Source organism: Asticcacaulis sp. P2_C5 (assembly GCF_056404555.1).
The window spans coordinates 53,283-74,018 of record NZ_JBFUDU010000002.1; the positions used below are offsets into that span (position 1 = coordinate 53,283).

Below are 20,736 nucleotides of genomic sequence, written 5' to 3' on the forward strand. Positions count from 1 at the left end.
CTTGGTTGCAGTTGTGAAACCAAGAAACTTCTGCCATATGTCTGACTAATTAAAACCGCTGCCAACATTAGTCGGACGGCGAAATGCCTGGGAGATATCCATTGAAACGCGCTCTAGCTGCAGCCGCGGCTGCCTTTATCCTTGCCGGCCCGGTATCGGCGCAAACGGCTCCGCCAGCCCAAACCGCCACTTCGGCCGCAACAACCCCGATCGCGGAGGATTTTAAGCCGTCCTCGCTGAACCAGCCGGGTCAGGATTATCCGCAGGTTAATTCGCAGGGCTATGCCCGCTTCCGCATCGTTGCGCCCGACGCCCAGGCCGTTAAGGTGAGTCTTGGCCTGGGCGGACGCGGCGGCACCGTGCTGACCAAGGGCGCAGACGGGGCGTGGACCGGCACGTCCGAGGGTCCGCTCGACGAGGGCTTTCACTATTACCATCTCACCGTCGACGGTGGCACCTTCAACGACCCCGGGACCTTGAACTTCTACGGCTCGATACGGTGGGAAAGCGGCATAGAAATTCCGGCGCAGGACGCGGATTTTTATGCACTCAAGGATGTTCCCCACGGCCGCGTCGAACAGGTCCTGTTCGCCTCGCCCAGCACCGGCACACAGCGCCGCGCCCTGGTCTACACGCCGCCGGGATATGACAAGAACCAGGCCGAGCGCTATCCGGTGCTGTATCTGCAACATGGCTGGGGCGAGGACGAAAACGCCTGGTCCAACCAGGGCCACGCCAATCTGATTATGGATAATCTGATCGCAGCCGGTAAGGCGCGGCCCTTCATCGTCGTCATGACCTATGGCATGACCAACGAGGTTAAGCCGGGCGGCCTGTTCAGCTTCGATATCAAGCCGTTCCAGACGGTCTTGCTCAATGAACTCATTCCCTATGTCGACGGCCATTTCCGTACCCTTGCCGATCAGCCGCACCGCGCCATGGCGGGCCTATCGATGGGCGGATTTGAAACCAAGCTGATAACCTTCGCCAACCTCGACACATTTGCCTATATCGGCCTGTTGAGCGGAGGCACCATCTCGGTCGATGACGTCAACAAGGCGCCCGGCTTTCGCGACAAGATCAAGCTGGCCTTTGTCAGTTTTGGCAGTCGTGAGCTGGAAGGTGGACGTGGCGGCCCTCCAGGGGCGCCGCCTCAGGACCCGCGCGCGAACGCTGAAGCGCTGAAAGCCTCCGGCTTCAACAGTGTCTTTTACGTTTCGCCGAAGACAGCGCACGAATTCCTCACCTGGAGGCGCAGCCTGCGCGAAATGGCCCCGTTGCTGTTCCGCGAGTAACGGACCTGGCGGCGAAGGCGTGCCGATTGTCGACACGCCTTTTTGCTCCGGTCTCGCACTTTTTGAAAGCCTTGCGAAAGCGCCTCTGTTAAGGACGGCGCCATGACCGTTACCTTTGCAGATATAGAAGCCGCCGCCGCGCGCCTGGAAGGCCATATCGTCCGTACGCCCTGCACATTTTCGCAGCGGCTGTCGGCGGCGACGCGCACGAAACTGTGGGTCAAGGCGGAAAACCAGCAATACACTTCGGCCTTCAAGGAACGCGGCGCACTGAACAAGCTGTTGTCGCTCAGCGATGACGAACGCAGGCGCGGTGTCTATGCCGCCTCGGCCGGCAACCACGCCCAGGGGTTGGCCTATCATGCCCAGCGCCTGGACATTCCCGCCACCATCGTCATGCCTGCAGGCACGCCCTTCGTAAAGGTCCAGAAGACCCAGAGCTTCGGGGCGACTGTCGTCATCGAAGGCGCCAGTTACGAAGCGTCATCGGCCGCCGCCCAGACCTTGTGCGCGGAAAACAACGGCGTCTACGTCCATCCGTTCAACGACGAACAGGTGATCATCGGCCAGGGCACGATCGCCATCGAAATGCTGGCCCAGGCGCCGGAACTGGACGTCCTGCTGGTGCCGATCGGTGGCGGCGGCCTGATCGCCGGCATGGCCATCGCCGCCAAGGCCATCAAGCCGTGGATCAGGGTCATCGGTGTCGAAGCCGCCATGTTCCCGTCGTACACCGCGCGTCGACGTAACCTGCCTGCTCCCATGGGTGGCAGCACCATCGCCGAAGGCATCGCCGTCAAGGACGTCGGCGAAATCAGCTACAGCCTGGCTGCGCCGCTCGTCGACGACGTGCTGGTGATCGACGAAGCCGATTTCGAACGCGGCATCGCCGCCTATGCCAATATTGAAAAAACGGTGGCGGAAGGGGCGGGTGCAGCCGGCCTGGCCGCCGTCATGCGCTACCCCGAAAGCTTCGACGGCCTGAATGTCGGAACTGTCCTGTGCGGCGGCAATATCGACCTGCGTTTGCTGGCTTCGGTGCTGCAACGCGAACTGGTCCGCGAAAAGCGGCTTGTCACATACCGCATTCTGGGCGACGATCGCCCCGGCATGTTGTCGCTGATGGCCCAGGTCATCGCCAGCAAGGGGGGTAATATCGTCGATGTCGCCCACAACCGGCTTGTTCTCGATGTCCCTGCCAAGGGCGCCGAGTTCGACATCATGGTTGAAACCCAGGATGCACGGCACGCCTTTGAAATTTCTGAAGCCCTGAGGAGCACAGGTTATGCGTTACGGATGGATTAAGAGCGGCTGCCTGGCGGCTCTGCTGGCGTGCAGTGCGGCCGCAAGCGCGGTTCAGGCTCAGGACAGCGTTGCGGTCCAGAATCTGAAGATCGGCCACGACTACCTGGCCCAGGTCGCCAAACAGCCGGGCGTGGTCGTCCTGCCGTCGGGCGTCATGTACAGAACGATCTCGCGCTCCCTGACGCCGGGCGCCCAGCCGACAGTGGCCGATACCGTCACCATCCATTACGAAGGCAAGCTGATCACCGGCGCGGTCTTCGATTCGTCCTTTGCACGCAACGAACCTGCAAGTTTCCCGCTCGGCCGTCTGATCCCGGCCTGGCAGGACGCCATTCCGCACATGCATGTCGGCGATGAGATCGTGCTCTATACGCCGGCCAGCCAGGCCTATGGCGAACGCGACCTCAGCCCCGACATTCCCCCCAACAGCACGCTGATTTTCCGCGTTCATCTGTTCGGCATTGCCGGCCAATAAGGACCTTTCATGCGCATATTGATGACCCTGACCGCTGCAGCAGCAGCCCTGCTGTCGCTTTCCGCCTGCCAGCCTTCGGTCGAAAAGACCATGGCCGAGTACCAGGCTTCGGCCGAGGCGGAAAACGCCAAGACCGTGAAGGATGGCGCCGATTTCCTGGCCAAGACCGCCAGGGAGCCCGGTGTGGTCACCCTGCCGTCCGGCCTGATGTACAAGATCGTGTCGAGCCCAAACCCCAAGGCGACCCAGCCGACGGTCACGGATACGGTGACGGTGAATTATGAAGGCAAGCTGGTCAATGGCAAGGTTTTCGACTCTTCGTACGAACGTAATAGCCCCGCCACCTTCCCGCTCGGCCGCGTGGTCGAGGCGTGGCAGATCGGCATTCCCCTGATGCACAAGGGCGATACCATGATGCTGTATGTGCCGGCGGAACTGGGTTATGGCGCCCAGGCATCGCCGGACGGCGCCATTCCCGCCAACAGCGTGCTGGTGTTCAAGGTCGAGCTGCTGAATATCCAGTCCGGCGTGCCAACGATTCCGACGCCAGGTCTTCAGTAACGCCGGGGATTAGCCCTTAACCCGTGCGATCAGGGCCGCTGTCGATGGATCGTGGGCTGCCGGTTCGGCCGCTGCAAAGTCCTTCAGCACAGCGCTGGCCAGGGTCTTGCCCAGTTCCACGCCCCACTGGTCGAAGCTATTCAGCCCCAGCACGATACCTTCGGCAAAGGTCTTGTGCTCGTACATGGCCAACAGGGCGCCCAGGGTCTCCGGCGTCAGTTCCTCCATCAGCACCAGGCTCGACGGCTTATTCCCCGGGCAGACCTTCTGCGGCGCGATCTGGGCGGTGCGGGCTTCGTCGAAGCCGAGGGCGCGGCATTCGGCCTGTGAGGTTTCCAGCGACTTGCCGACCATAAAGGCTTCGCCCTGGGCGATAACGTTGGACAACAGCTTCTTCTGCATGTCGTCGGAGGCCTCGGCATTCTTTTCAACAGCGATGAACTCCAGCGGGACGACATCTTCCGACTGGTGCAGCATCTGGAAGAAGGCGTGCTGGGCATTGGTGCCTTCGTCGCCGAAGACCACCGGGCAGGTCGCCGTATCAAGCAATGCGCCGTCAGGCGAGGTGCGCTTGCCGTTCGATTCCATTTCCAGCTGTTGCAGGAAGGCCGCCAGACGGCGCAGGCGGTGGACATAAGGTATGACGGCGCGGCTGGGACGGTCGAGCGCGATGCGGTTATAGAGCTGGGCCGCGGCCAGCAGGATCGGCGCGTTGCGGTCGAGGGGCGCAGTCAGGAAATGCTGATCCATGGCGTGGGCGCCGGCCAGCAGGCGTTCATAGACGTCATAGCCGAGCGCGATGATGACCGACAGGGAAACGGCCGACCACAGCGAATAGCGGCCGCCGACCCAGTCCTTGAATCCGAAGACACGATCAGCCGGGATACCGTAGGCGCCCGTCTTGTCGGGCGCGGCCGATACCGCCGCCAGGTGTTTGGACGCCGCGGCTTCGCCCAGGCCGGCAACCAGCCAGTCGCGGGCGGCCACGAAGTTGGCCAGGGTTTCCTGGGTGGTGAATGTCTTCGATACAGCGATGACCAGGGTCTCGGCCGGATCGAGCCCAGCCAGGGCCAGGGCCAGTTCCGAGCCGTCGACATTGGCAACAAAGCGGATGTCGATCTGGGGCGCCAGCGGCTGCAGCCCCTGATATACCAGACGCGGGCCCAGGTCCGACCCGCCGATACCGATATGGATCAGGGTCTTGAACGGCTTGCCAGATGATCCCGTAATGGCGCCCGAGCGGATGCCGTCGGCATAGGCCTTCATGGCGATGCGCGCCGTGCTGACGTCGGCGGTGATATGCGGGCCACGCAGGCGCAGGTTCTCGCTGTCGGAGTCGCGCAACGCCACGTGCAGGACGGCGCGGCCTTCGGAGACATTGATCGTCTGGCCGGTCCACATCCTGTCGCGGGCGCCAGCCAGGTCGGCCTGGGTGAAGGTTTCGATGGCGCGGCTGAAGCCGGAACTCGACCAGGCTTGTTTCGAGACATCGATATAGAGGCCGCAGGTCTCGAGGCTCATGCGCGCCAGACGGTCGGGATCGTTGCGGAACTGGTCGACGATCTTCGTCGTGCCGTCGACAAAGCCCTGGGTTTTCAACTCATCCAATGCGACGTTCATATCCGGCTCCTGATCTTAAAGTCAGGCGCGGAGAGACTATCTCCGCGCAAAGATTTTCGCCGGATTCCATGTCAAGCTTTGGGCCAGCCGTAAAGCGCTTATTTGCCGCGACCGCTGAATTATATTGCGACTGCGAAGAATTGGTCCCACGCCTGCTATGGCGGCGGCGATAGCCGGCCAGACTATACCCGCCTTGCCCTTCAGCGTGTCATTGAACGCGCCCAGGAACGTAAGACCAATGTGTACCGGCGCGGTCAGCAACAGCAAGCCCAGAGGCATGGTCTTGAGATACAGCCACAATCGGTTGCGATAGCCGTGCCACAGGGCAAAATCCGAACGAACCCCCGTGCTGGCAGATCCGATATGAGCGACACGGGCCTGCGGGACCAGCAGGCAGACCTCGTCGTCCAGCCGGGCGCGGAAACCGAGATCGGCGTCCTCGCAATAACAGAAAAAGCGTTCATCGAAGCCGCCCAGGCGGACAAACAGGTCGCGCCGAATCAGCATGGCGGCGCCACAGGGCGCAAAGACCTCACGGACCGTCAGATCGGGCGGAACGGGATGACCGTGGCCGGCGCGATAAGGGAAGCCGAAGAAGGTCATGGCGTCGCCGGCGCCGTCGAGTCGCGCAGGGTTGTCGGCATCGAGCTGCAGCGAAGTGAAGATGGCGACGTCGGGCCGGGCAGCGATGGCAGTACGCATGGCATTGAGCCAGTCCGCGTCAACAAAGGCGTCAGGATTGATAAAGCCGATCCATGGCGTCGCGGCCAGTTCCACGGCACGGTTCATCCCGGCGGCAAAGCCGAGATTCGCCCCGTTGCGGATCTGCCGGACGGCCGGGAATTGCGTCGCCAGGGCATCGAGATCGATGTCGGTCGAGCCATTGTCAGCATGAATAATCGCCACGCTGTCACCCAACGCGGTCAGCGCCGAGAGGCAACGGGCAATATGGGCGCCCGACTGGTAGCTGAGCGTTATCAGGGTGATGTCAGGGCTGGAAGCGCTAGTCATACCGGCCCTCCCACTCGCGTATGACCGATGGTTCTACCTCGTCAACGCCATAGGTTTCAAGGGCTTGGTGAAAAGCGGTTGGGTCGGCCGCCTGCTTCAGCGCCCAGACGGCGGCGCCACGTACGACGGGACTTTCATCGCGTAAACCGGACTTAATGGCTGTTATCAATTCTGGATTGTGTGAAGTTTTAACGGCATTACCCAGGGCATACTGCACATTTCTCAGAAATGCCGCACGTCCGATGCGTTTGATCGGCGATTTGCTGAACAGAGTCCGAAACGTCTGATCATCCAGCCGAGCCAAGTCTGCCAGGGAAAGCTTATCAAATCCCTGTCGGGCCTGCAATTTGATATCGTTGGCGGCACTGGCAAACTTGTTCCACGGACAGGCCGCCAGGCAATCGTCGCAGCCATAGATGCGATTGCCCATGGCGTGGCGGAAGGGTTCGGGCCAGGCGTTGCGCGTCTCTATGGTCAGGTAGGACAGACATTTACGCGCATCCAGCTGGTAGGGCCCGATAAAGGCCTCTGTCGGACAACTGTCGAGACAGGCACGGCAAGAACCGCAGTGGTCGGTCTCGGGGGCGTCTTCGGCGATGACCCGGTCGAGCAGAATGACGCCCAGAAAGAACCACGAGCCCAGGTCGCGCGACACCAGATTGGTGTGCTTGCCCTGCCAGCCGATCCCGGCCAGTTGGGCCAGCGGCTTCTCCATCAGTGGCGCCGTATCGACAAACACCTTCAGCTCGCAACCCGTGCGCGCCACGATGTCGTTGGCCAAAAGCTTGAGCTTCTTCTTGATCAGCTCGTGATAATCGTCGCCACGGGCATAGACGCTGATATTGGCGTGTTCGGGCTCACCCAGTTGCGCTCGCGGATCGGTTTCAGGGCCATAATTATAGGCCAGGACCAGGGCCGACTGCGCCCCTGGCCACATGTTGCGCGGATGACGGCGGCGCTCAAGCGTCTCTTCCATCCACTGCATATCGCCGTGCAGACCCGCTTCGACATAGGCGGTGAGCCGGTCTGACGCCGCCCATACGTCAGGCACGGCGGCAAAGCGCGCCGCGGAAAATCCGAGCGCAAACGCGGCGTCCCGGATCGTCCCGGCAGGATCGTCCATCACGCTAGAAATCCAGTTCCTTGTAGTGGGCGGACGGCGCCATGCCGGGCATCTTGTCGTTGAGCAGCGGCCGGAAGCAGGGCCGGCACTTGACCACCATGTACCAGGTCTTCAGGGCCGGATAACGCGACCAGTTGATCTCATCGAAATAGTCGAGAATGCTAAGTTGCGCGGCGCAGGCGAAATCGGCATAGGACATGGTTTGGCCAGCCAGCCAGTTGCGGACCTGCAGCAGGCTTTCGAAGTAGCGCAGATGGTCTTTCAGGGCTTCGCGGCCGGCACGCATGGCGGCGATATCGGGCGCGCCGCCATTCATCAGCCGCTTCTCCATCTTTTCATGGAGGAGCAGGGCATTGACCTCGTAGTCGAATTTGCGCTCGAACCAGCCGACGAGACGGCGTGCTTCCGCACGTTCATTGACATTTGCAGGCCATAATTTGACGTCGGGATAGGCCTCTTCGAGATGCTCCAATATGGCGCGGCTTTCGCACAGGCGATGGGTCTGGCCGCCGGCGTCACCGGTCGGAGTCTCGACCAGGATAGGCAGTAGCCCCGACGGATTCAGACGCAGTATGGCGTCGTCCGGCAACCAGTAGCGCACCGAAATTTCTTCGAAACCAAGCTTTTTCTCACCCAGGCCAAGGCGGACCAGTCGAGAGTGCGGGTCAAAGGCAAAATGGTAGAGTTGTCGGGTGTAGGCGGTCATCCGGTCTTTCCATTCGTTTCGGCCAGACTCTCGGCAAAAACACCCCCATGCGGTTCGGCGGCGCCGGCCGGATCGGGGTGGATGATGATATCAGCATTCGGGAATGCCTCAAGCAGGCGATTTTCAGCCGCGATCAGGATTTTGTGGGCCGCTTCCAACGTCAACTGCGGATCGAGCGCCAGATGCATCTGGATGGTAATATAGGGACCGGCCAGGCGGGTGCGCAATGCGTGGACATCGAGAACCCGCGAGTCGCTCAGCACCAATTGCCGGATACGCGACACGTCGTCATCGCCCAGGGCGCGGTCCATCAGGTGATCGGCGGCCTCGCGCAGGACCTTGATGGCGCTCCAGATCAGGCCCGTGGCCATGACGAAGCCCGCCACGGCGTCGAAAACAGGAAAGCCCAGCACGGCGGCGACAATGCCCGCCACGGCGATCAGGTTGATGGCCAGGTCGCTGATATAGTGCATGCGATCGGCCGATACAGCGACCGAACCGCTGGCCTTGACCGCGGCGTTCTGCACCATGACCAAACCCAAGGTCAGGACGATCGACACCAGCAGCACAAGGATGGCCCAGCCCGATTGCTGGACCGGGTGCGGATGCATAATATTGGCGATACAGGCCTGCATGACCAGGGCCGCGGAGGCAAAGACCAGGCCGGCCTGGAACAGCGCACTGAAGGCCTCCGCCTTGCCATGGCCGAACGGATGCTCCTTATCCGGTGGCGTGCGGGCGTAACGGATGGCAAAGAAGGTGATCAGCGAAGCCAGCAGGTCGAGGCCGGAGTCGGTCAGCGAGGCCAGTATGGCCAGGGACCCCGACGCCAGCAAGGTTATACCCTTCAGTCCGACCAGCAGGCAGGCCAGGATGACCGACAGGGACGAGGCCAGTCGCACCCGCTCGACGGGGGTCAGGTCGCGCCACCATGTGTGCATGTTTGGGCGGTTTACATGTGCCTTCATAGCCTGTCCTTGCGCTTTCTTGCGCGTGGGTGCAACCCGGGTAGTGCCCTGTCGAGGCAAGGCTTCACGGGATTTCCACACTTCACGCTATCGTGCACGCCAAACCTGTTAACAACTCCTTAATCCATGATGGATTCTTTCGGCGAAGCGTGTCACGATAAAAACGAATCAATCTTGATTTAATGTGAGCCACCACAAGATTTCGGACGCGTTAGTATGTCACGAGTATGGATCAGCCGGACCGAGGCGCTCAAGCGTCTTGAGGTCAAACCCCAGACCCTTTACGCCTATGTCAGCCGCCAGCGTATCGCCGCCAAGAGCGATCCGGCCCATCCGCGCAAGAGCCTTTATGCCCTGGACGACATCGAACGGCTGACGCGCCGCGCACCCGGCCGTGTGCCGATGCGCCCCGGCCCTACCGGCCCCGTTCCGGCGGTAGAACCGTTGCCGCCCGGCCTGACCGGCGGTACGGTGACGCGCGGCGAGGCAGCGATCGACACCGAAATCTCGATCACTATCGAAGGCCGTCATTATTATCGCGGCCGCGACAGCATCGCCCTGTCCAACACAGAAAATTTCGAGGCCGTCGCCGCCCTATTGTGGCAGAGCCCGAACAATAATCCCTTCGGGCCGCTGAAGCCGCGCCCGGACGTCAACTTCCCCGGCGGCCCCCGGACACGCGTGCTGTCGATGTTGAGCCGCCGCCTCGAGGAAGAGGCGATGACGGATATCCAGCCAGAACGCGACCTCAACCAGGAAGCCGCCAGCCTGCTCAACGAAATGGTCGACGCTGTAACCAATGGCGGTCCGCGCCTATTCTTCCACCAGCGCCTGGCGCGCGCCTGGAAGGTCTATGACAACAAGGACGCCGACCTGCTGCGCCGCGCCCTGGTGTTGTCGGCCGACACCACGCTCGATGAAGCCACACTGGCCGTCCGCGTCTCCGCGGCGACCATGGGCCCGTTGGCCATTCCATTGATCGCCGGTTTCGGCACCATGACCAGTCCTAAGCTGGGCGGGCGGATTTCGCGCGCCGAATCCTATGTCACCCAGGTTCGCCGCTCCGGCAATCCCCAAGCCCTGGCCAAGTCGATGCTGGAACGCGGGCTGGAACTGCCGGGCTTCGAACGCGACCAGTCGCCGTCGGAACACGCCCGGGCGCAGAGCCTGATCGAGGCGGCACCGCAACTGGGCGCGGATCTCAAGGCCGTGCTCAAGGTCGGTGAGGACATGACCGGCCATCCGGTCGGCATGTCGCTGGCCCTGGCCCTGATCGGTCGTCACCTCGATCTGCCGCGCGAAGCGCCCGTGACGCTGTACGGCATCGGCCGTAGCGCTGGCTGGCTGGCCCATGCCATCGAGCAGATGCACGCCGGCGCCTCGCCACGGGCGCGCCTGCGCTATATCGGCGCCTACCCCCAGATGGCGGCGGAATAGCGCTTAACGGCCCTGCCAAAGCACGCTAAGACCACGCAAACGATCGGAGTTTGCATGGACTATCTGTACGCCGTAATCCTGGGCATTATCGAAGGCCTGACGGAATTCATCCCCGTGTCGTCGACCGGCCATTTGCTGCTGTCGGCCAATATCCTGAATTTCCACCACGACGCCTTCGAGGTGCTGATCCAGCTGGGCGCCATCCTGGCCGTGGTCGTGCTCTATTTCAGCAAGCTGTGGGACGCGGTGGTCACCCTGCCGACCAAGGCGGAATCGCGCCGTTTCGCGTTAAGCGTCATCGTCGCCTTTCTGCCGGCGGTCGTGCTGGGCGTGGTTCTGCACCATCTAATCGGGGAGATGTTCCAGAATATTCCGCTGATCTGCATCGCCTTGATCGTCGGCGGTATCATCCTGTGGCTTGTCGACAAATATGCGCCGATGCCGACCCATTCCGATCCGACGACCCTGGACCTCAAGACGTCCTTGCTGATCGGCCTGTTTCAGTGCCTGGCGATGATTCCCGGCATGTCGCGTTCGGGTTCGACCTTGATCGGCGCCTTGTTGCTAAAGGTCGAAAAGCGGGCGGCGGCGGAGTTTTCCTTCTTCCTGGCCATTCCGACCATGCTGGGCGCCTTCGTGTTCGATTTCGTCAAGAGCTACAAGACCATGCCAACGTCCGACTACGGCATTATCGCCGTCGGGTTCGTGGTGTCGTTCATCGTGGCGCTGCTGGTCATCAAGCCGATGCTGGCCTTCGTCACCAAGCGCGGCTATGGCGTCTTCGCCATCTGGCGGATGGTGGTCGGCTGCGCGGGCCTGGCGTGGTGGTATCTGGGGCGCTGACTGTGGATGGGCCATTCGGTCGGGATAATTCCCGTCTGCGTTCGGCTACGCTCTTGACGCAAATACCTGATTTTTTGTAATTTTTTCAACGCGGAAAGCGCCGAAAAGTCGGAAAGACGCAGAAATTCGGGATAATGCTTCTGCTGCGCGAAGCGCCTTCGTGCAGCGTGAGTTGCCAGTATCTCGGAATGACAGCCCTTCGGGCGCAAGCTTGTCCCCTTGCTCCATTTCCGCGTCTTTCCGACTTTTCGGCGCTTTCCGCGTTGAAAATTACTGTAAATTCAAAATATTACGCAAAAACTAAAGCCGCCCACAAACCTCTGGAGCCAAACACGTAGCTTGGCTTTAGGCGACGGCGAACTGGCCGTTCTTGCGGAAGCGCCACAGATAGGTCGGGACGATCGATTCGACCGCCGTCGCCGCAATGCCAAGGTCCTTCAGGCCCAAGGCGCCCGGGGCCGCCACATTGTCCGTCTTTAGCAACAGGACCTGGTCGCTGGTCAGCCAGGGCGCGGGCACCACCGACAGGATGCCATGCACACCGGCCTGGATATCGCCAGCCACGGCGATTACACTGGCCGCAACGTAAGGCGCCCAGACCAGGGGCCGGGATTGCAGGATTTCCTGGCCGATATAGGTCAGCAGGTCCTTGAAGGCGAAGACTTCCGGACCGCCCAGTTCATAGACCTTGCCGTAGCTGGCAGTGTTACCGAGCGTGCGGGCCACGGCCGCGGCAACGTCGCCGACATAGACCGGCTGGAACTTGTTATTGGCGCCACCGAACAGCGGCATGACCGGCAACAACTTCAGTTGCCCGGCCAGGGTGGTGAAGAAGCTGTCCTGGGCGCCGAACATGACGCTGGGGCGCAGGATCACTGCGGTCGGCACGGCCTTCACGACGGCGACTTCGGCCAGGCCCTTGGTCGAGGCGTAACTTGAAGCGGCCTTGGGATCGGCGCCGAGCGACGACACCTGGACAAAGTTGACGATACCCTTGGCGGCACAGATCTTGGCCATATGGGTGCTGGCCTGGCGATGCGAGGCGTCGAACTTTTCCGACAGGGTCTGATACAGGAGACCGATCAGGTTGACACAGGCCTGGGCGCCTTCGAGGACGCGGGCGACATCACCTTCCTTGCGGGCGTCGCAACGCACCACCTGGATCTGGCCGACATCACCCATCGGCTTCAGGTCGTAGGCCTCGGTTGGATTGCGGACAGCGACGCGAATGCGCCATCCCTGCTTGGCCAGGGCCCGCACAACCTGCTTGCCCAAAAAGCCCGAACCACCGAAAACCGTGACAACCTGCGCCATGACGAAACCCTTAAGCCGCGCCGATTCACTTTGATTTTGGCGCACGAAACTTCGATAGCGCAAGGCCTTCGCGACCGCAATAGGTCATAAAGCCTCAACCAATCTGCGGCCGGATCGCCAGGCGCCGGCGAGCGAACCCGGAAAGTGGTCATCGAAACTGTCACCACAAATACCGATGGGGCCGTTCCACCACGGAGCGTGGCGTTTGAAGCCCGGCATCAGGGCGGAATAGGCGCCACGCGTCAGGGGATTGGCGATCCAGCGCGTGACAAGGGGCGCGGAAGCCAACCGCGCATCAAAGCCCTTTAACTGTTCAACCGGGGACAGGACGTCCCTGGCATAGTCGAGCGCCTGATCCGGGGTCAGGGTCTCGCTGTAGCTGGCGGCATCGCCGGTCGTAAACAGGACGATCAGCGGCTGACCTGCGCCGCGGACATGACAATAGTGCGGGATTCCGTCGAGCAGTTGCAGGCCAAGATCAGCGGGTATACCGCGGTCGTTGAAAAAACCTGGCTCCAGTTCGAGAATGATCTTGTTCATCCGGCTGACCAAAAGGCCGGCCGTGGCATGATCGATGGCCGTCTGCACCTCGGCATCGAAGGCGATGGCGCGACTTTGCAGTACGCCCAGGCTGACGGTGACGATGGCATGGCGGGCTTCGAGATCGTCCACCCGCACTCCGCCGGGAATGGCGGCGACGGACCCGACCCGATAGTTCAGCCGGACGGCGTCGCGGCCAATGTCATCCGCCATCTTGGCCGTCAGCGCAGCGATACCGCCGTTCAGCTGCAGGCCGCCAGGTTCGTTCTGGTCGGTGAGGAACTCATAGGCCGACGGCTCCAGCGGCGCCTGCAAGCCATTCCAGCCCTGGCCGAAGCGGCGCAGCCGGCGGCGGCTTTCCTCGTCGCGCCCAAGTTCGGATATCGCCACATCCTGCGCCTTTCCGCTCTTGATCGCTTCCGCCATGTCCCAGTCGACGGCCGTGTCCAGCCAGTCCTCGCCGCTGTCGATCACCCGGCCGTTTTCATAGACCCGCATCTGGTCGCCGTCATCCTTGCGGCCGCTCAGGCCATAGGCCTTGACCACGGCGCCGAGTTCATTGTCTTCGCCATGCAACCAGTGCGGCCCCAGATCGGCCGCGACTCCCGACGGCAGGCGGCGGGTAATGGCGCGGCCGCCGACCTCGCCGGCGGCTTCCAGCAAGAAGTAGCTCAAGCCCTTGTCCTTCAGCGCCAGTGCAGCGCTCAGCCCCGCCATACCCGCGCCGATGATAATCACGTCCTGCATCTCAGCTCTCCCGGCCGGTATCAAAGCGCAGGTGCGGCAAAAAGGCCATGCCTGAAGTGTCTTTACCAAATCTTTACCCTATAGCGCCGCTCTCCTGACGATTTTTTGCAGTGCAACAGTATTGTCTGGTCTCAACAGCCTTGTGAGGTGTGAGACTCTCATATGATGCAGAAGCTCCTCGAACGCATGATCCGTCACGGCAACCTGGTTGTCCGTGTCGGCTCCGGTCCACAACAAACCCAATGGCGGTTGGGCGACAACTCCGGCCGTGAGGTCGTCATTGCCTTCGACTGCATGGCCACGGCGCATAGTGTTGCGATCAACCCATACCTTTACCTCGGTGAAGCGTGGACGGACGGCCGCCTTACCGTTGAAAGCGGGGATCTATGGTCATTCATCGACCTGATCGGACGCAATCTCGACCATATGCCGGGTCGCTTCGATCGCGGCTTCGCCAGTTGGTTCAAGCGGTTACGGGGTTTTCTGCCGGCCTATTCGGTCGCGGCGTCGCGGCGCAATGTCGCCCACCACTACGACCTGTCGGAACGACTGTACCGTCTCTTCCTCGACAACGACATGCAATATTCCTGCGCCTATTTCGAGCAGCCAGACATGACACTGGACCAGGCCCAGATCGCCAAGAAGGATCATATCGCCGCCAAGCTGTTTCTTAAACCCGGTCAGAGCGTGCTCGATATCGGCTGCGGGTGGGGCGGCATGGCCTTGCACCTGGCCCGTCAGGCGGGGGTAAGCGTTACCGGTATTACCCTGTCGGCCGAGCAGTTAAGCGTGGCGGCACAACGGGCCCGGATTTCGGACATGAGCGAGACTGTACGTTTCGAGCTGTGCGACTACCGCGAGGTGAAGGGCCGCTTCGACCGCATCGTGTCGGTCGGTATGTTCGAACATGTTGGCAAGGCTGGGTTTGATGGCTATTTTCGCACCATTGCCGATCGACTGAGTGATGACGGCGTCGCCCTGGTTCACACCATCGGCCGGCGCGGTGCGGTCGGAGGCCGGTCGGCCTGGCTGGACAAATATATCTTTCCTGGCGGCTATCTTCCATCTTTGAGTGAGATGACCCAGGCCGCCGAGCGCTCTGGTCTGTGGATCGCCGATGTCGAGATGCTGCGACTGCACTATGCCGAAACCCTGAAAGCCTGGCGCCAGCGTTTTGAAGCCCATCGCGACGAGATTCGTGACCTCTATGACGAGCGCTTCTGCCGCATGTGGGAGTTCTATCTCTGCTATAGCGAGCTGGGCTTCCGCTACGCCAACCTGATGGTCTTCCAGATGCAACTGGCGAAGAAGATCGATACCCTGCCGATCACGCGCGACTACATGATGCAGCCGGTCTCGGCCTCAACCGTGGTCGACTTTGAAAAAGCCGCGGGCAAATTGCGTGAAGGCGGCCGCCGCGTCGTTCAGCCGTTGCGGCAAGGCGAAGCGTGGCGGGAACAGGGCGACGGTGCGGCGTGGTGAGAAACCGGCCATGGGAATACGCACGACATCGGACGCCCGGTAGCTGTCAGGCATCACCGTGATTCCGATCCCGGCGCCGACCATGGCCAGGGCACGCTCGTCCTGGGCCGTGCGATAGACCAGAGGTGGGCGGACGTTGCGATCGGTAAAATGGCGGCTGGTTTCGGACAGGACCTCGCAGCGTGAACGGACGATCATACTGTCATTGGCCAGGTCTTCGCCGCGGATTTCTGCACGGGCGGCCAGGCGATGGGTGCGCGCCAGGGCCAGGCTGTAGCCTTCTTCGAACAGGGGCAGGCTGCCGTCATTGTCGACGCGGCGCAGCGACAGGGCGAAGTCGATGCCGCGTTCATCGAGGCGGTTGAGAAGCTCCTGTTCGGTGCCGTCGACCAGGTCGAAGCGGATATCGGGCAAGATTTGTGACACAGCCTGCAGCAGGCCAGCCACCTGGTGCGCCGGCAGGGTTTGCAGGACACCAAGGCGGATGACATCAGCCGTTTCGGACTGGGCGATCTCGGCCGCGGCCATGTTGACTTCGTGCAGAATGGCCTTGGCGCGAGGCAGGAACCGCGTACCGGCCGTGGTCAGGAAGACGCGTTTATTGCTGCGGACAAACAGTGGCACACCGACCTGCTCCTCCAGCCGTTTGATACCGGCCGACAGCGTCGGTTGGGTGATCACGCAGGCTTGTGCGGCCTTGGTAAAGCTGCCGGTTTCCACCAGACTGAGGAAATAGCGGATAAGGTAGAGTTCCATAGATACTGTCTATAATGTGAATAGGTATTATTCATTTTTCCAATACACGCAAATGGGTTAGTTTCCGATACCCAATCATGAACTTGGACTGCGCGCGGCCCCACCCCGCCCCCCGCTTCGCGGTCCCCCTCCCCATCAAGGGGAGGGAGAGGAATCCCTATGCCCGTCCTGAAGAGCGAAATCGACATACAAGACCCGGATTTCGTCGCCAATGCCGCGCGGATGCAGGGCCTGGTCGATGATCTGCGTGGTCTTCATGCCAAAATTGCCCTGGGTGGATCGGCAGCGGCGCGCATCAAACATACCGAGCGTGGCAAGCTGTTGCCGCGCGACCGGATTACCGGCCTGATCGATCCGGGGTCGCCGTTTCTCGAGCTGTCGGCCCTGGCGGCGCACGGTGTCTATCCCGACGACGTGCCGGCGGCCGGGATCATTACCGGGGTAGGGAGGATCAACGGCGTCGAATGCGTCGTGGTGTGCAACGACGCCACGGTCAAAGGCGGGACCTATTATCCGCTGACCGTCAAGAAACACCTGCGCGCCCAGGAAATCGCGGCCCAGAACCATCTCCCCTGCGTCTATCTGGTCGATTCGGGCGGCGCCAACCTGCCCAACCAGGACGAGGTCTTTCCGGACAAAGACGATTTCGGCCGTATCTTCTACAACCAGGCGCGGATGTCGAGCCAAGGCATACCGCAGATCGCCGTCGTCATGGGGTCGTGCACGGCGGGCGGCGCCTATGTCCCAGCCATGTCGGACGAGTCGATCATCGTCCAGAAGCAGGGCACCATCTTCCTGGCCGGACCGCCGCTGGTCAAGGCGGCGACGGGCGAAGTGGTCAGCGCAGAAGACCTGGGCGGCGGCGATGTCCATGCCCGCATCTCCGGCGTGGTCGATCACCTGGCAGCCGACGATGCCGATGCCCTGCGCATCGCGCGGCGGATTGTCGGTCATCTGAACCGCCGCAAGACGGTGACCCAGGCGACGCGCCCGGTCGCGGCGCCCTTGCGTGACACTGCCGAGGTCTACGGCATTATCCCCGCCGATACGCGCCAGCCGTTCGACGTGCGCGAGATCATCGCCCGCATCGTCGACGGTTCGGAGTTCGACGAATTCAAGGCGCTGTACGGCGAGACCCTGGTTACCGGCTTTGCCCATATCTTTGGCTATCCCGTCGGCATCATCGCCAATAACGGCGTGCTGTTCGCAGAGAGCGCCCAGAAGGGCGCCCACTTCATCGAACTGTGCTGCCAGCGTAATATTCCGCTGGTCTTTCTGCAGAATATCACTGGCTTCATGGTCGGGCGCAAATACGAAAACGAAGGCATAGCCCGCCACGGCGCCAAGATGGTGACCGCGGTCGCCTGCGCCAATGTGCCCAAGTTCACGGTCATCATCGGCGGATCGTACGGCGCCGGCAATTACGGCATGTGCGGCCGGGCCTATGAGCCACGCTTCCTGTGGATGTGGCCCAATGCCCGCATCTCGGTCATGGGCGGTGAACAGGCGGCCAATGTGCTGGCCACCGTCAAGCGCGACGGCATCGAAGCCAAGGGCGGCATGTGGAGCACCGAGGACGAGGCCGCCTTCAAGGCACCGATCCGCGACACCTACGAAGCACAAGGCCATCCCTATTACGCCTCGGCCCGGTTGTGGGATGACGGGGTGATCGATCCGGCCGATACACGCAGAGTTCTGGGACTGGGGCTGTCCGCATCTTTCAACGCGCCCGTCGAACCCACCCGGTTCGGCGTCTTTAGAATGTAGGAGCTAGCCATGACGGTAATGATCGAGAGCGACGAACGCGGTGTAGCGCGGGTCACATTGAACCGGCCCGAAGTGCATAACGCCTTCAACGAGGGCATGATCGGCGACCTGAAGGACGCTTTCGAAGACCTGGGCCGGCAGGATGGTATCCGCGTCATCGTGCTGAGCGGCACCGGGCGCAGTTTCAGCGCTGGCGCCGACCTCAATTGGATGCAACGCGCCGCCGAACAGGACACCGAGATGAACCGCGACGATGCGCGGACATTGGCGCACATGTTCGAGACCATTGACGCCTGCCCCAAACCCGTTATCGGGTTGGTTCACGGCGGCGTCTTCGGTGGCGGCGTCGGCCTGGCCGCCTGTTGCGACGTGGTCATCGCCGCACCTGGCACGCAGTTCGGCCTGACCGAGGTCAGGCTGGGACTGATTCCGGCGGTCATATCACCCTTCGTGCTGGCGAAAACCGGTATGGCCGCGGCACGGCGTTATATGCTGAGCGGCGAGCGCTTCGATGCCGCCGAAGCCCTGCGTATCGGTCTGGTGCATGAGGTCGCCGAGGATATCGAAGCGGCGGCCCTGCCGATCATCACGGCCTTCCTGGAGGCTGCGACCGGGGCTGTCGCCGATATCAAGGACCTCCTGGCCGATCTGGACCATCGCGGCAAGCGGGCCGGCGGCATAGCCGACCTGACCGCAGGACGCATCGCCGAGCGCCGGGCCAGCGACGAGGGCAAGGAAGGCGTCGCAGCCTTCCTGGGCAAGCGCAAACCGGTGTGGACTATCTGATGTTTTCCAAGATCCTCATTGCCAATCGCGGCGAGATTGCCCGGCGCATCATCCGCACCTGCAAGCGGATGGGCGTGCGTACGATCGCGGTCTATAGCGAGGCCGACGAATGCGCGGCCTTTGTGCGCGAGGCCGATGAGGCGGTGTTGATCGGACCCGCGGCGGCGTCCGAATCCTATCTGCGTGGTGACCGGATCGTCGCCCTGGCGGTCGAGCTCGGCGCCCAGGCGGTTCATCCGGGCTACGGTTTTTTGTCGGAAAATGTCGAGTTTGCCCAGGCGTGCGAGGCGGCAGGCGTGGTCTTTATCGGACCGACGGCCGAAGCCATCTCGGCCATGGCGTTGAAGGGCACGGCCAAGGCCCTGATGACACAGGCCGGCGTACCGGTGACACCGGGCTATCACGGCGAAGACCAGTCAATCGAAGGCCTGCGCGATCGGGCTGGTGAGATCGGCTATCCGGTGCTGATCAAGGCGGTGGCCGGCGGTGGCGGCAAGGGCATGCGCCGGGTCGACCGCGCCGAGGACTTCGCCGATGCGCTTGTGTCGGCCCAGCGCGAGGGTTTGTCGGCCTTTTCGGACGCCAAGGTGCTGATCGAAAAATATATCGAAGTGCCGCGCCATATTGAGATCCAGGTGTTCGGCGACAGCCACGGCCATGTCGTTCATTTGTTCGAACGCGACTGCTCGTTGCAGCGCCGGCATCAGAAGGTGATCGAAGAAGCACCGGCGCCCAACCTGCCCGAGAGCTTGCGATCAGCCATGGGAAGCGCGGCGGTCAAGGCGGCTGAGGCGATCGCTTATCGCGGCGCCGGCACGGTCGAATTTATCGTCGACGTGTCGAATGGTATCGAAAACGCGCCCTTCTATTTCATGGAGATGAATACGCGGCTGCAGGTCGAGCACCCGGTGACGGAAGAGATCACCGGTCTGGACCTGGTCGAATGGCAGTTGCGCGTGGCTCATGGTGAAGTTTTGCCGCTGAGGCAGGATCAGTTGCGGATCAACGGCCACGCCATCGAGGCGCGGCTTTATGCCGAAGATCCGGAAAATGATTTTCTGCCGGCGACAGGTCGGCTTGAGCGATTGGAGTTTCCGCAATGGGCGCGGATCGAGTCGGCAGTCGAGGCCGGGGACGAGGTCAGCGTTTTTTACGACCCGATGATCGCCAAGATCGTTGTCCATGGCCGCGACCGGACTGCGGCTCTGGCGCGGATGCGCGAAGCCCTGGTCGAGACGAAATTACGCGGTTTGGCGACCAATCTGGGATTTCTGCGTCGGGTGGTGTCGGATGGCGATTTTGCTGCGGCCGAGATCGATACCGGGTTCATCGGGCGGCATATCGAGGGTTTGACGCAACCTTGGCCCGATGCCGAGGCGCCGGCCTGGGCGGTGGCGGCCGATCCGGGCTCACCGTGGAACGATTGTGGCGGGTGGTGGCTAAACCTGCCGCCGCGGCCGCATCTGTATTTGCCGGAGGGCGATGGCCATTCCGTGGCGGAATCGTCGGGCGAGGTCCATGCGCCTATGCCGGGCAAGGTGATTGAGGTCTTCGTATCGGTGGGGGACGTGGTCGAGAAGGGTGAGAGGCTGTTGGTCCTGGGCGCGATGAAGATCGAACATACGATGAAGGCCGGCCGGGCCGGGACTGTGCGCGCGGTTCATGCCGTGGCGGACAGCCAGGTCGGGGACAAGGCCTTGCTGGTTGAAATCGAATAGAAAGGTTTATCCACAGATTACACAGATTACACAGATTTTCTTCAGTGCTCTTCAGAGTGAACGCGTCTTCGATAGTGGAATTTTGGATCACGAAAAGCACGAAAATCAGAAAAGAACGAAATAGAGGCTGAAATATTCCGCCCGAAGGGCAATCTATCGTGATGCCGCATCTTTGAATTAAGGCGCTTCGCGCGAATATATACGCATCACCTATTCGTGCTTTTCTGATTTTCGTGCTTTTCGTGATCCAAAATTCCACTGTCGAAGACAGCGATCCGAAGT

The 20,736-nt window shown here is 61.8% G+C and carries 18 protein-coding genes; 10 read left to right on the plus strand and 8 right to left on the minus strand.

The genetic code is table 11. The features are described 5' to 3' along the window. Positions 1–101: 101 nt before the first annotated feature. The 4 genes from AC1DXO_RS03895 to AC1DXO_RS03910 all read left to right on the plus strand — a co-directional run bounded on the left by AC1DXO_RS03895 (position 102) and on the right by AC1DXO_RS03910 (position 3,636). On the plus strand, positions 102–1,295 hold the full coding sequence (locus AC1DXO_RS03895) for an alpha/beta hydrolase-fold protein (RefSeq protein ID WP_476976781.1): 1,194 nt from the start codon (positions 102–104) through the stop codon (positions 1,293–1,295). 102 nt (positions 1,296–1,397) lie between these two features. Next, positions 1,398–2,600, plus strand: coding sequence for a threonine ammonia-lyase (locus tag AC1DXO_RS03900; protein ID WP_476976782.1), 1,203 nt, complete (start codon positions 1,398–1,400; stop codon positions 2,598–2,600). Further along, complete coding sequence (locus tag AC1DXO_RS03905) at positions 2,581–3,075, plus strand: FKBP-type peptidyl-prolyl cis-trans isomerase (protein WP_476976783.1); 495 nt, start codon at positions 2,581–2,583, stop codon at positions 3,073–3,075. Before AC1DXO_RS03900 ends, AC1DXO_RS03905 begins: the two co-directional genes overlap by 20 nt. 9 nt (positions 3,076–3,084) lie before the next feature. Next, positions 3,085–3,636, plus strand: a complete 552-nt coding sequence (locus AC1DXO_RS03910; protein WP_476976784.1) for an FKBP-type peptidyl-prolyl cis-trans isomerase — start codon at positions 3,085–3,087, stop codon at positions 3,634–3,636. A 9-nt stretch (positions 3,637–3,645) separates the two neighbouring features. On the opposite strand, the gene pgi is transcribed toward AC1DXO_RS03910, so the two are convergent. Genes pgi through AC1DXO_RS03935 form a run of 5 tightly spaced genes read right to left on the minus strand, consistent with a single transcriptional unit; the run spans position 3,646 to position 9,064 of the window. Next, positions 3,646–5,256, minus strand: a complete 1,611-nt coding sequence (gene pgi, locus AC1DXO_RS03915) for a glucose-6-phosphate isomerase (protein ID WP_476976785.1) — start codon at positions 5,254–5,256, stop codon at positions 3,646–3,648. A 36-nt stretch (positions 5,257–5,292) separates the two neighbouring features. Continuing rightward, positions 5,293–6,267, minus strand: coding sequence for a glycosyltransferase family 2 protein (locus AC1DXO_RS03920; protein ID WP_476976786.1), 975 nt, complete (start codon positions 6,265–6,267; stop codon positions 5,293–5,295). Then, positions 6,260–7,390, minus strand: a complete 1,131-nt coding sequence (queG, locus tag AC1DXO_RS03925) for a tRNA epoxyqueuosine(34) reductase QueG (protein WP_476977221.1) — start codon at positions 7,388–7,390, stop codon at positions 6,260–6,262. Before queG ends, AC1DXO_RS03920 begins: the two co-directional genes overlap by 8 nt. Before the next feature lie 4 nt (positions 7,391–7,394). Beyond that, entirely contained in the window at positions 7,395–8,096 is a 702-nt protein-coding gene (gene fzlA / locus AC1DXO_RS03930) for an FtsZ-binding protein FzlA (protein ID WP_476976787.1), read from the minus strand. Next, positions 8,093–9,064, minus strand: coding sequence for a cation diffusion facilitator family transporter (locus tag AC1DXO_RS03935; RefSeq protein ID WP_476976788.1), 972 nt, complete (start codon positions 9,062–9,064; stop codon positions 8,093–8,095). Before AC1DXO_RS03935 ends, fzlA begins: the two co-directional genes overlap by 4 nt. Before the next feature lie 216 nt (positions 9,065–9,280). Between AC1DXO_RS03935 and AC1DXO_RS03940 the strand changes: the two genes are divergently transcribed. Together AC1DXO_RS03940 and AC1DXO_RS03945 are read left to right on the plus strand one after the other, a co-directional pair. Next, positions 9,281–10,501: a citrate/2-methylcitrate synthase gene (locus AC1DXO_RS03940; RefSeq protein WP_476976789.1), complete on the plus strand. Its 1,221-nt coding sequence runs from the start codon at positions 9,281–9,283 to the stop codon at positions 10,499–10,501. A 54-nt stretch (positions 10,502–10,555) separates the two neighbouring features. Next, positions 10,556–11,344 carry an undecaprenyl-diphosphate phosphatase gene (locus AC1DXO_RS03945; protein WP_476976790.1) on the plus strand — a complete coding sequence of 263 codons (789 nt, stop codon included), beginning with the start codon at positions 10,556–10,558 and terminating at the stop codon, positions 11,342–11,344. A 345-nt stretch (positions 11,345–11,689) separates the two neighbouring features. Here AC1DXO_RS03945 and AC1DXO_RS03950 read toward each other — a convergent pair whose 3' ends face one another. Next, complete coding sequence (locus tag AC1DXO_RS03950) at positions 11,690–12,658, minus strand: complex I NDUFA9 subunit family protein (RefSeq protein WP_476976791.1); 969 nt, start codon at positions 12,656–12,658, stop codon at positions 11,690–11,692. Between the two features lie 84 nt (positions 12,659–12,742). Beyond that, positions 12,743–13,945: a flavin monoamine oxidase family protein gene (locus tag AC1DXO_RS03955; RefSeq protein ID WP_476976792.1), complete on the minus strand. Its 1,203-nt coding sequence runs from the start codon at positions 13,943–13,945 to the stop codon at positions 12,743–12,745. A 162-nt stretch (positions 13,946–14,107) separates the two neighbouring features. Between AC1DXO_RS03955 and AC1DXO_RS03960 the strand changes: the two genes are divergently transcribed. Continuing rightward, complete coding sequence (locus AC1DXO_RS03960; RefSeq protein WP_476976793.1) at positions 14,108–15,427, plus strand: class I SAM-dependent methyltransferase; 1,320 nt, start codon at positions 14,108–14,110, stop codon at positions 15,425–15,427. On the opposite strand, the gene AC1DXO_RS03965 is transcribed toward AC1DXO_RS03960, so the two are convergent. Next, entirely contained in the window at positions 15,308–16,183 is an 876-nt protein-coding gene (locus AC1DXO_RS03965) for a LysR family transcriptional regulator (protein ID WP_476976794.1), read from the minus strand. The two genes, AC1DXO_RS03960 and AC1DXO_RS03965, sit on opposite strands and share 120 nt — an antisense overlap. A 159-nt stretch (positions 16,184–16,342) precedes the next feature. Here AC1DXO_RS03965 and AC1DXO_RS03970 point away from each other — a divergent pair, with 159 nt between their 5' ends. Genes AC1DXO_RS03970 through AC1DXO_RS03980 form a run of 3 tightly spaced genes read left to right on the plus strand, consistent with a single transcriptional unit; the run spans position 16,343 to position 20,454 of the window. After that, positions 16,343–17,950: a carboxyl transferase domain-containing protein gene (locus AC1DXO_RS03970; protein WP_476976795.1), complete on the plus strand. Its 1,608-nt coding sequence runs from the start codon at positions 16,343–16,345 to the stop codon at positions 17,948–17,950. Positions 17,951–17,959: 9 nt separating this feature from the next. Continuing rightward, entirely contained in the window at positions 17,960–18,736 is a 777-nt protein-coding gene (locus AC1DXO_RS03975) for an enoyl-CoA hydratase-related protein (RefSeq protein ID WP_476976796.1), read from the plus strand. After that, positions 18,736–20,454, plus strand: a complete 1,719-nt coding sequence (locus AC1DXO_RS03980; RefSeq protein WP_476976797.1) for an acetyl/propionyl/methylcrotonyl-CoA carboxylase subunit alpha — start codon at positions 18,736–18,738, stop codon at positions 20,452–20,454. Before AC1DXO_RS03975 ends, AC1DXO_RS03980 begins: the two co-directional genes overlap by 1 nt. Positions 20,455–20,736: the final 282 nt, after the last annotated feature.